The sequence below is a fragment of the Streptomyces sp. NPDC054840 genome (genome assembly GCF_053611065.1).
The window spans coordinates 1-8605 of sequence record NZ_JBSGZP010000293.1; the positions used below are offsets into that span (position 1 = coordinate 1).

8 protein-coding genes and 1 riboswitch are annotated in these 8605 nt (G+C 69.6%); of the genes, 1 reads left to right on the top strand and 7 read right to left on the bottom strand.

The annotated features are described in order from the left end of the window. Positions 1-161 precede the first annotated feature (161 nt). The 7 genes from hisG to ribD form a co-directional block, all read right to left on the bottom strand. Positions 162-1010 (bottom strand): ATP phosphoribosyltransferase, encoded by an 849-nt coding sequence (gene hisG, locus ACWGIU_RS20905; protein WP_314253695.1) that lies wholly within the window; start codon positions 1008-1010, stop codon positions 162-164. A 55-nt stretch (positions 1011-1065) separates the two neighbouring features. After that, the gene (locus ACWGIU_RS20910; protein ID WP_453707911.1) at positions 1066-1347 is read right to left on the bottom strand and encodes a phosphoribosyl-ATP diphosphatase; all 282 of its coding nucleotides are present in this window, start codon (positions 1345-1347) and stop codon (positions 1066-1068) included. A 35-nt stretch (positions 1348-1382) separates the two neighbouring features. Next, positions 1383-1868: a 6,7-dimethyl-8-ribityllumazine synthase gene (ribH, locus tag ACWGIU_RS20915; RefSeq protein WP_327734494.1), complete on the bottom strand. Its 486-nt coding sequence runs from the start codon at positions 1866-1868 to the stop codon at positions 1383-1385. 93 nt (positions 1869-1961) lie between these two features. Next, a complete protein-coding gene (locus ACWGIU_RS20920) occupies positions 1962-3251 on the bottom strand; it encodes a bifunctional 3,4-dihydroxy-2-butanone-4-phosphate synthase/GTP cyclohydrolase II (RefSeq protein ID WP_453707913.1) in 1290 nt (429 codons plus the stop codon). Next, positions 3248-3901 carry a nicotinamide mononucleotide transporter family protein gene (locus ACWGIU_RS20925; RefSeq protein ID WP_453707915.1) on the bottom strand — a complete coding sequence of 218 codons (654 nt, stop codon included), beginning with the start codon at positions 3899-3901 and terminating at the stop codon, positions 3248-3250. Before ACWGIU_RS20925 ends, ACWGIU_RS20920 begins: the two co-directional genes overlap by 4 nt. Next, positions 3898-4521: a riboflavin synthase gene (locus tag ACWGIU_RS20930; protein WP_453707917.1), complete on the bottom strand. Its 624-nt coding sequence runs from the start codon at positions 4519-4521 to the stop codon at positions 3898-3900. Before ACWGIU_RS20930 ends, ACWGIU_RS20925 begins: the two co-directional genes overlap by 4 nt. After that, positions 4522-5661, bottom strand: coding sequence for a bifunctional diaminohydroxyphosphoribosylaminopyrimidine deaminase/5-amino-6-(5-phosphoribosylamino)uracil reductase RibD (ribD, locus tag ACWGIU_RS20935; protein WP_453707919.1), 1140 nt, complete (start codon positions 5659-5661; stop codon positions 4522-4524). A 149-nt stretch (positions 5662-5810) separates the two neighbouring features. Then, a riboswitch (FMN riboswitch) is annotated at positions 5811-5941 on the bottom strand. Positions 5942-6228: 287 nt separating this feature from the next. Between ribD and ACWGIU_RS20940 the strand changes: the two genes are divergently transcribed. Beyond that, positions 6229-8589 (top strand): chitinase C-terminal domain-containing protein, encoded by a 2361-nt coding sequence (locus ACWGIU_RS20940; protein WP_453707921.1) that lies wholly within the window; start codon positions 6229-6231, stop codon positions 8587-8589. Positions 8590-8605 lie beyond the last annotated feature (16 nt).

Here is an 8605-nt window from a genome sequence, read left to right on the forward strand (position 1 = left end):
TACGACGTGCACACAGTCCGCAAACCCGACACCACGAAACCGAAAACGAAGAAGTCGACGACCCCTCGCCCACGCCGCACGGGTTAAAGATCAAGTTAGGGGCGTGTCTTAAAAGTAGCGCCGGGCGCCCGCAGGCCAGGCGGGACTCTTCAAAACACGCCCTAGAGGCGGCAGGCGTGGATCGAGGTGGTGAGGATCGCCCGCGCGCCGAGTTCGTACAGGTCGTCCATGATCCGCTGGGCTTCCTTGGCGGGGACCATCGCGCGGACGGCGACCCAGCCCTCGTTGTGCAGCGGGGAGACCGTCGGGGACTCCAGGCCGGGAGTGAGGGCGACGGCGCGCTCCAGGTGCTCGGCGCGGCAGTCGTAATCCATCATCACGTAGCTGCGGGCCACCAGGACGCCCTGCAGGCGGCGCAGGAACTGCTGGACCTGCGGGTCGCCGGCGTCGGCGCCGTTGCCGCGGATGACAACGGCCTCGGAGGTGAGGATCGGCTCGCCGATGACCTCCAGGCCGGCGTTGCGCAGGCTGGTGCCGGTCTCGACGACGTCCGCGATGATCTGGGCGACGCCGAGCTGGATGGCGGTCTCGACCGCGCCGTCGAGGTGCACGACGGAGGCGTCGATGCCCTTCTCGGCGAGGTGCTTGGCGACGATTCCCTCGTACGAGGTCGCGATCGTCATCCCGGAGAAGTCCTCGGGACCCTTCGCCGTGCCGGGGGTGGTGGCGTAGCGGAAAGTGGAGCGGCCGAAGTTCAGCGGCAGGATCTCCTCGGCGCTGGCGCCGGAGTCGAGCAGCAGGTCGCGGCCGGTGATGCCGATGTCGAGCTTGCCCGAGGAGACGTAGATGGCGATGTCCTTGGGGCGGAGGTAGAAGAACTCCACCTCGTTCTCGGGGTCGACGACCACGAGCTCCTTGGACTCCTTGCGCATCCGGTAGCCGGCCTCATGGAGCATCGCCGACGCCGGTCCGGAGAGTGAACCCTTGTTGGGGACGGCGATGCGCAGCATGGGGCTTCCTTTGGTGCGTGGTTACGGGATTGCGGGCGGGTGTGCGTGCCGGAACTCAGAGGTGGGCGTAGACGTCGTCGAGGGAGATCCCGCGCGCCACCATCATCACCTGGACGTGGTAGAGCAGCTGGGAGATCTCCTCGGCGGCGGCTTCCTTGCTCTCGTACTCGGCGGCCATCCAGACCTCGGCGGCCTCCTCGACGACCTTCTTGCCGATGGCATGGACGCCCTTGTGGACGAGCTCGGCGGTGCGGGAGGTGCTGGGGTCGCCTTCGGCGGCCTTGAGCTGGAGCTCGGTGAAGAGCTCCTCGAAGGTCTTGGGGGTCTTGTCAGCCATGATGGTCCTCAGAATACGGGGTTGCCCGTCGCCACTCAGCGCCAGGGTTCGCTGACGGTCCGCAGGGTCATGGCGGTGGAGACGGCGGCGGTGACCGCTTCGTGCCCCTTGTCCTCGTTCGACCCCTCAAGCCCGGCGCGGTCGAGCGCCTGCTCGTCGTTGTCGCACGTCAGTACTCCGAAGCCGACAGGGACTCCGGTGTCGATCGACACCTGTACCAGGCCCTGGGTGACGCCCTGGCAGACGTAGTCGAAGTGCGGGGTGCCGCCGCGGATGACCACTCCGAGGGCGACGACGGCATCGTAACCGCGACCGGCGAGTACCTTCGCCACGACCGGGAGCTCGAAGCTGCCGGGAACCCGGAGCAGGGTGGGCTCGTCGATGCCCAGCTCGTGCAGTGCCCGCAGGGCTCCGTCGACCAGTCCGTCCATGACCTTCTCGTGCCACTGGGCCGCGATCACGGCGACTCGAAGGTCTCCGCAGTTCTTCACGCTCAGTTCGGGTGCGCCCTTGCCGCTCACAGCTCTGCTCCTCGGTGGTTCGTGGTGGGGTGGGGTGGGGTGGGGTGGGGTGGGGTGGGGTGGGTGGATATGTGTACGAGTGGTGGTGCGTGCCTACTGGTTGCCGCAGGCGGAGGTGGTCACGGGCCCGTCCAGCCAGGGCAGGTCGTGGCCCATCCGGTCCCGCTTGGTGCGCAGGTACCGCAGGTTGTGTTCGCCGGCCTGCATGGGCATCGGCTCCCGGCTGGAGACCGTGATGCCGTGCCGGACGAGGGCGTCGGACTTCTCGGGGTTGTTGGTCATCAGCCGGACGCTGTGCACGCCGAGGTCGGCGAGGATCTGCGCGCCGGCGCCGTAGTCGCGGGCGTCGGCGGGCAGGCCGAGTTCCAGGTTGGCGTCGAGGGTGTCGCGGCCCAGTTCCTGGAGCTCGTAGGCGCGCAGCTTGGACAGGAGTCCGATGCCGCGGCCCTCGTGTCCGCGCAGGTAGACGACGATGCCTCGGCCCTCCGCCTTGATGCGTTCCATGGAGGCGTGCAGCTGGGGGCCGCAGTCGCAGCGCTCGGACGCGAAGATGTCGCCGGTGAGGCACTCGGAGTGCATGCGGACCAGCATGTCGCTGCCGTCGCCGATCTCCCCGTGGACGAGGGCGACGTGCTCGACCCCGTCGACGGTGGAGCGGTAGCCGTAGGCGGTGAACTCGCCGAAGGCGGTCGGCAGGCTGACCTCGGCCTCGCGGTGCACGGTGGGCTCGGCGGAGCGGCGGTAGGCGATCAGGTCCTCGATGGAGATGATCGTCAGGCCGTGCTTGCGGGCGAAGGGGATCAGCTCGGGCAGGCGCAGCATGACGCCGTCCTCGCCGGCGATCTCCACGATGGCGCCGGCCGGGCGCAGGCCCGCGAGGCGGGCGAGGTCGACGGCGGCCTCGGTGTGGCCGTTGCGGACCAGGACGCCGCCGGGCTTGGCGCGCAGCGGGAAGATGTGGCCGGGGCGGACGAAGTCGCCGGGCTCGCTGACCCCGTCGGCGAGCAGGCGCAGGGTGGTGGCGCGGTCGGCGGCCGAGATGCCGGTGGTGACACCGTGGGCGGCGCTCGCGTCGACGGAGACGGTGAAGGCGGTCTTCATCGACTCGGTGTTGTTCTGGACCATCTGCGGGAGTTCGAGCCGCTCCAGCTCGGGGCCCTCCATCGGGGCGCAGATCAGGCCGCGGCACTCGCTCATCATGAAGGCGATGATCTCGGGCGTGGCCTTCTCGGCGGCGATGACGAGGTCGCCCTCGTTCTCGCGGTCCTCGTCGTCGACGACGACGACGGGGCGGCCCGCCGCGATGTCACGGACGGCCTGCTCGACGGGGTCGAGGCGGAAGGCCTCTTCGGGGATGTCGGGCACGGGCTTGAGGCTGGTCATGCCGTTGCTCCTTCCAGGGCCGGGGCGGGGGTGGTGCGAGAACGCTGATACCAGTCGTAGGCGCCCCAGAGCACGAGGGCGAAGTAGACGACGTAGACGAGGCCGGAGAAGGCCAGTCCGTTGTTGAAGGCGAGGGGGACGCCGACCAGGTCGACGAGCAGCCAGGCGAACCAGAACTCGACGAGTCCGCGGGCCTGGGCGACCATCGCGACGATGGTGCCGACGAAGATGTACGCGTCGGCCCACGGGCTCCACGACAGGTTCGGGAAGAGCATGAAGAGGCCGCCGACGGCGAGGGTGCCGAGCACCGCGCCGGCCAGGAGCATTACGCGCTCCTTCCAGGTGGCGGTGCGTACGGCGATGGAGCCGTCCTGGGCCTTGCGGCGGCCGAGCTGCCAGGCGCGCCAGCCCCACACGGCCACGCCGATGACGAGGAGCTGCTTGCCGACGCCGCCCGCGAGGTGCGCGGAGGCGTAGGCGGCGATGAGGATCACGCCGGAGAGGAGCTGGGCGGGCCAGGTCCACAGGGAGCGGCGCCAGCCGAGGGCGAGCGCGGCCAGGCCGATCAGGTTGCCGATCATGTCGGACCAGATGACCTTCTGGCCGATGACGGTGAAGGCCTCCGCGTTGAGCCAGGTCAGGGCGCTCACCGGGCGTCTCCCGTCGCGTGCAGCGGGTTCACGCCGGCGCCCAGGAGGCGCTCGACGTACTTCGCGAGGACGTCGACCTCCAGGTTGACCGGGTCGCCGCTCTGCTTGATGCCGAGGGTGGTCAGCGCGAGGGTGGTGGGGATGAGGCTGATGGTGAACCAGTCGGCGGCGGCCTCGACCACGGTGAGGCTGACGCCGTCGACCGTGATGGAGCCCTTCTCGACGACGTAGCGGGAGAGGTTCTCGGGGAGGGCGACCTTGACGATCTCCCAGTGCTCCGAGGGGGTCCGGGAGATGATCTCGCCGGTGCCGTCCACGTGTCCCTGCACCAGGTGACCGCCGAGCCGTCCGCCGAGGGCCATCGGGCGCTCCAGGTTGACCCGGGAGCCCTTGGTCAGGGCGCCGAGGCTGGAGCGGTTGAGGGTCTCCTGCATGACGTCGGCGGTGAACTCGCCGTTCGCGGTCTCCACGACGGTGAGGCAGACACCGTTGACCGCGATGGAGTCACCGTGCTTGGCGTCCTCGGTGACGAGGGGGCCGCGCAGCCGGAAGCGGGAGGCTTCCTCGAGCTGCTCGACAGCGGTGACCTCGCCCAGTTCTTCGACGATTCCGGTGAACACTCAGTGCTCCTTGGTGGCGGTGGCGGTGGTGACGGGGACTGCGGTGATGCGGAGATCGGGGCCGATGCGGACGGCCTCGGTGATGTCGAGGCGCTGGACACCGGAGATGCTCTTGATCCCGGCGTCGGCGAGCGCCGCGGGGCCGGCGCCGAGCAGGGCCGGGGCGAGGTAGCCGACGACGCGGTCGACGGCGCCGGCTTCGAGGAAGGCGCCGGCCAGTGTGGGGCCGCCTTCCAGCAGGACGGAGCGCACGCCGCGCCGGAACAGGCGGTCGAGGAGGTCGTTGACGCCGATGCGGCCGTCGCGCAGGGGCAGCCGGAGCAGTTCGACGCCGGGCAGGTGCCGGGTGTCGGCGTCCTCGCCGACGACGAGCAGTGTGGGCGCGGCGTCGTCGAGGACGCGGGCGGTCGGCAGGAGCGTGGCGCGGGCGTCGAGGGCGATGCGCAGCGGCTGCGTGGCGTGCTCGACGCCGCGGACGGCGAGGTGCGGGTCGTCGGCCCGCAGGGTGCCGCCGCCGACGAGGACGGCGTCGCTCTCGGCGCGCAGCCGGTGGACGTCGGCCCGGGACTCGGCGGAGCTGATCCAGCGGCTGCTGCCGTCCGCGGCGGCGCTGCGGCCGTCGAGGGTGGCCGCGTACTTCCAGGTGACGTGGGGCCGGCCCAGGCGTACGGAGGTCAGCCAGGCGATGTTGCCCGCCTCGGCCTCGTCCGCGAGGAGACCGGCCGCGACGTCGATCCCGGCCGCGCGCAGGGTGGCGCCGCCGCCGCTGGCCTGCGGGTTCGGGTCGGAGACGGCGTAGACCACGCGGGCGATCCCGGCGCCTGCGAGAGCCTGGGCGCAGGGCCCCGTACGGCCGGTGTGGTTGCAGGGTTCGAGGGTGACGTAGGCGGTGCCGCCGTGGGCGGCCGCTCCTGCCGCGCGCAGGGCGTGGATCTCGGCGTGCGGGCCGCCGGCCCGTTCGTGCCAGCCCTCGCCGACGACGGCGCCCGAGGCGTCGGTGATGACGCAGCCGACGACCGGGTTGGGGCTGGTGGAGCCGAGTCCGCGGGCCGCGAGCTCGACGGCTCGACGCATGGCACGGGTGTCCGCGTCGGGTGCTGCGTGCGCGGCGTGTGTCGCCACCGGGTCCTCCTGCCTCATCGGGCACGGACTCCGGGGCCTGTCGGGATACGACAGATGAAGCGGTACAGCGCACAGGGGACGCCGAGGCCGGAAAAACGGTTCGACCAGGCATATCCACAGGGATATGCCGACGAACCGCCGACGGCGGCGTACCGGTGACTGGCCCGCCGCGCACTGCCTCCCATCCGGACTTTAACCGTCGGTCCAGGAATCTCACCTGGTCAACCGACCGCTGGCTGCGGACGGGTCGCGGACTATAACCGCCGGTTCGGAATTACACCGACCCCGGAGTGCGCTGCTACTGGTACTCCAGCCAGTCTGCCACGGGTGATCGGACACCATGCGGGTGATGTGGTGTGGGCTGGCTCACAGAAGGCCGATGCCGGAGTGCACTTTGTCAAGTCGGGCGGGGTTGGTCCAGACCTATTGACCGGGGTGGTCTAGTCCTCTTAACGTTCGCTTCATCTTCCCGGGAACAGCCCGTCAGATGTGCGCACGTCACGGGCCAACACACTTACGCATCCATCCCGTTGCTCCATGTTGTGTCCAGTTGTGTCCTGCAACCTCCCCTCCCCAGGAGGCACAATGCCGTCCCCCACACGTACGAGAGCGATGCTCCTGGCAGCCGGCGCCGCAATCGCCGGCCTCCTGGTGGGCGGGCTCTCGGCGGGCGTCTCCCACGCGGCCGACAACGAGGGCTGTCGCCCCGACGGGCTGTACAAGACCGCCGGCGTCGACGTCCCGTACTGCTCGGTCTACGACGCCGCAGGCCGCGAGAAGATGGGCGCCGACCACCAGCGTCGCGTCATCGGATATTTCACCGGCTGGCGCACCGGCAAGGACGGCACCCCTGCCTACCTCGCCCACAACATCCCGTGGTCCAAGGTCACCCACCTGAACTACGCCTTCGCCCACGTGGGCGCCGACAACAAGATCTCCGTCGGCTCGGACAGCGGGACCAACGCCGCCACCGGGATGACCTGGCCCGGCGTCGCCGGCGCCGAGATGGACCCGGCCCTCCCCTACAAGGGCCACTTCAACCAGCTGACGAAGTTCAAGAAGCAATACCCGAACGTCAAGACGCTGATATCCGTCGGGGGTTGGGCGGAGACCGGCGGCTACTTCGGCGACGACGGCAACCGGGTCGCCTCCGGCGGCTTCTACTCGATGGCCACCAACGCCGATGGCTCGGTCAACCAGGCCGGCATCGACACCTTCGCCGACTCCTCGGTCGAGTTCATCCGCACGTACGGGTTCAACGGCGTCGACATCGACTACGAATACCCGACCACCATGAAGGACGCCGGCAATCCGCTGGACTGGCAGACGGCCAATGCCCGCCGCGCCGGCCTGGTCCAGGGCTACGCCGCCCTGATGAAGTCCCTGCGCGAGAAGCTCGACCGCGCGGGCGCCGCCGACGGCAAGCACTACCTGCTCTCCGTCGCCGCCCCCTCCTCCGGCTACCTGCTGCGGGGCATGGAGACGTTCCAGGTCCAGAAGTACCTGGACTACGTCAACATCATGTCCTACGACCTGCACGGCGCCTGGAACGAGTACGTCGGCCCCAACGCCTCGCTCTTCGACGACGGCAAGGACGGCGAACTCGCCGCCGCCGGCGTCTACTCCACCTCCCAGTACGGCGGCATCGGCTACCTCAACACCGACTGGGCCTACCACTACTTCCGCGGCTCCATGCCGGGCGGCCGCATCAACATCGGCCTGCCCTACTACACCCGCGGCTTCAAGAACGTGCAGGGCGGCACCGACGGCCTGTGGGGCAAGGCTCCCGCGACCACCTGCCCGGCCGGCGCCGGCCTCACCAAGTGCGGTGACGGCGCGGTGGGCATCGACAACCTGTGGCACGACAAGGACACCACCGGGGCCGAGTCCCCTGCCGGTTCCAACCCGATGTGGCACGCCAAGAACCTGGAGAAGGGCGTCGTCGGAGACTACGTCACCAAGTACGGCTTCCCGGCGAACACCACCCTGACCGGCACCTACGTCCGCAAGTACGACTCCACCCTGGTGGCGCCGTGGCTGTGGAACGCCCAGAAGAAGGTCTTCCTCTCCACCGAGGACGAGCAGTCGGTGGCCGCCAAGGCCGACTACGTGGTGGACAAGGGCATCGGCGGCACCATGGTCTGGGAACTCGCGGGCGACTACGTGTACAACGCGGCCAAGGGCCAGTACGAGGTGGGCGACACGCTCACCGACACGATGTACCAGAAGTTCAAGTCGGCCTCGCCCTACGGCGTGAAGAAGGCGGGCGCCACCACCCTGCCCACCCAGGCCGTGGACATCAGGACGGAGTTCACCGAGTTCAAGCTGGGCGACTCCAACTACCCGCTCACCCCCAAGCTGAAGATCACCAACAACACGAACGTCACGCTGCCCGGCGGAACCGAGTTCCGGTTCGACTACGGCACCTCGGCCCCGGCCAACGCCTCCGACCAGTCCGGCTTCGGCACGACCGTGATCAGCAGCGGCCACACCGGCAACAACGTCGGCGGCCTGAAGGGCGACTTCCAGCGGGTCTCCCTGAAGCTCCCGGCCTGGCAGACCCTCGCCCCCGGCGCCTCCGTGGACCTGGCCTTCAACTACTACCTGCCGGTGTCCACCCCCTCCAACTGGACGGTGACCGTCTCCGGCACCACCTACGCCCTCGCCGGCGACCTGGCCCGCGGTACGACGCCGGTGCAGCCCGGCGCCACCCAGCCCCCGACCACACCCCCGACCACCGAGCCGACCACTCCCCCCACGACCCCGCCGACCACGCCTCCGGCCGGGACCTGCAGCAACCCGGCGTACGTGGCGGGCACGATCTACAACAGCGGCAACCTCGTCTCCCACAAGGGCCGCAACTGGAAGGCCCAGTGGTGGACGCAGAACGAGGAGCCCGGCACCACCGGTGACTGGGGTGTCTGGAAGGACCAGGGCGCCTGCTGACCCCTGCACCCTGATC